3 protein-coding genes are annotated in these 1,986 nt (G+C 43.2%); 1 reads left to right on the top strand and 2 read right to left on the bottom strand.

Annotated features, from left to right (window positions below):
* Nucleotides 1–107 precede the first annotated feature (107 nt).
* The gene (locus BUB87_RS13855) at nucleotides 108–1,346 is read left to right on the top strand and encodes an MFS transporter (protein WP_073346672.1); all 1,239 of its coding nucleotides are present in this window, start codon (nucleotides 108–110) and stop codon (nucleotides 1,344–1,346) included.
* A gap of 9 nt (nucleotides 1,347–1,355) precedes the next feature.
* On the opposite strand, the gene BUB87_RS14295 is transcribed toward BUB87_RS13855, so the two are convergent.
* Nucleotides 1,356–1,496, bottom strand: coding sequence for a cupin domain-containing protein (locus BUB87_RS14295; RefSeq protein ID WP_159432436.1), 141 nt, complete (start codon nucleotides 1,494–1,496; stop codon nucleotides 1,356–1,358).
* A gap of 20 nt (nucleotides 1,497–1,516) precedes the next feature.
* Entirely contained in the window at nucleotides 1,517–1,873 is a 357-nt protein-coding gene (locus BUB87_RS13845; RefSeq protein WP_073346670.1) for a PilZ domain-containing protein, read from the bottom strand.
* Nucleotides 1,874–1,986 lie beyond the last annotated feature (113 nt).

Raw genomic sequence — 1,986 nt, 5'->3', positions numbered from 1 at the left:
TTTAAAGAAACAATATTTAAATATCAAAGATCTTTATTAATCTTGTTAAAGGTCGACCTTTTTGGTTGATTACAAATCATATTATACGAGGGGGAATAAAAATGGTGATAAGTCTAAGTAAAAGGCTACAAGACGCGTTTCCTGCTCTTACCCATAGAAACTTTAGGCTTTTCTGGATAGGCCAGTGCATATCGCTGATAGGTACGTGGATGCAGAACATCGGACAGGCGTGGTTGGTACTCAAGCTAACCAACTCTGCGTTTAAACTGGGACTAGTAAATGCTCTGCAATTTTTGCCTATGATGTTTTTATCTCTGTTTGTGGGAACACTTGTGGATAGATTTCCTAAGCGAAAAGTACTCCTTTTTACCCAATCCAGTTTGATGATCCTTGCAGCGGTGCTGGCGACCCTTACGTATTTTGACGTGATAAGGTATTGGCACGTGCTTGTATTGGCTTTGCTTTTGGGTTTTGTCAACACACTGGATAACCCCACCAGGCAATCTTTTATAATTGAGCTGGTGGGGAGGGAAGATTTGATGAACGCTATTGCCTTAAATTCGTCTATATTCAATCTCGCCAGGATATTGGGACCTGCTGTTGCAGGTGTGCTCATAGGCGTTTTAGGGATTGCCGTGTGTTTTTACCTCAATGCTTTAAGCTTTATCGCTGTTTTGACCGGTTTATGGCTTATAGATGTTCCCGACAGGGTGTATGAGAAAAAAGAGCACAGTGTGCTAAAAGACTTAAAGGAAGGACTTATATACATATCGTCCAAGCCCATAATATATCTTCCCTTGATACTGCTGGCTTTGATAAGCACTTTTGCCATGAACTTCAATGTGATAATACCTGTTTTTGCAAAACACGACCTGCACAAAAACGCTATGGGGTACGGCTTTTTGATGACATCAATGGGCATAGGTTCTCTCATGGGAGCATTGACTCTAGCGGCCAGAAGCCGTATGGGCCCTAAGATAAAAGTGCTTATGGGAGGAGCACTGGGCATGTCGGTTTTTCAGATAGTATTGAGCCTTGAGAAAAATTACTGGTGGGCAGCTTTTACGCTGCTGCTTGTGGGCTTTTGCTCTATTGTCTTTACGGCTTCTGTTAATACTACATTGCAGCTCAACTCTGAGGATCACATTAGGGGCCGCGTTATGAGCGTTTACGCACTGGTGTTTGGCGGAGTGACCCCTGTAGGCAGCCTTTACGCGGGAAAGCTCACCGAAGTGTGGGGGGCTTCTATGGGATTTGCCGTGAGCGGTTTGGTAGGGGTTTTGTCTGCCCTGGCGGTGATGTATATGTATTTCCTGAAAAAAGGTGCAAAGAAGGCTGTATTGTGATTGGGCCCGTTAACCCCTTATGATAACAGCGATGAATTCCACGGGTTCATCTCCGGTGTTTTTGTTTTCAACAGAACGGCCTGTTCCATTGCCTGTTTTAAGGGCGTCATCGGCAGACACCCTGTGGGATTGGCCGTTATTGTTGACCACGCCTTGGCCTCGTAAAAATGTCAAATAGGCGATTTTATGTTCTTTTTAAGGTAAATTGCTAGCTCATTGAATATTGATATTAATCTGGCGCGAAATGTGTCATCTATAAAAGTGAATTCCACGCCGTAGCCAAATATGTGGGGTTCAACTTCTTCTACTCGAACTACAGTTCCATACACATTTAAAGTGGTGTTGAGAATGTTTACCTCAAATTCCAGCACGATATTAGGATTTACCTGTAGTTTTAAATTTGAAAGGAACTTTAACCCACCTGGGCCGATGTCCTTAACGCATACGTTGGCATAGCCTGTTTTTACTGTTTTTCCGTATACGTATTTGATTGTCATTTTTGCACATAAAGGGTTGTATAATTTCACTGTGACATCCTCTCTCCACCGAGGTGGAGAGCATCCCCAGATCAAGCACCTTCTGTATCATTCTCGGCCTATGGGGTTTGCCATAGATGCATTACCGTCGATACAAACAGTAG

The organism is Caldanaerobius fijiensis DSM 17918 (assembly GCF_900129075.1).
Classification (GTDB): domain Bacteria; phylum Bacillota; class Thermoanaerobacteria; order Thermoanaerobacterales; family Caldanaerobiaceae; genus Caldanaerobius; species Caldanaerobius fijiensis.
The sequence above is the reverse complement of the archived record's forward strand: the minus strand, read 5'-3'. Positions and strand labels throughout refer to the sequence as shown.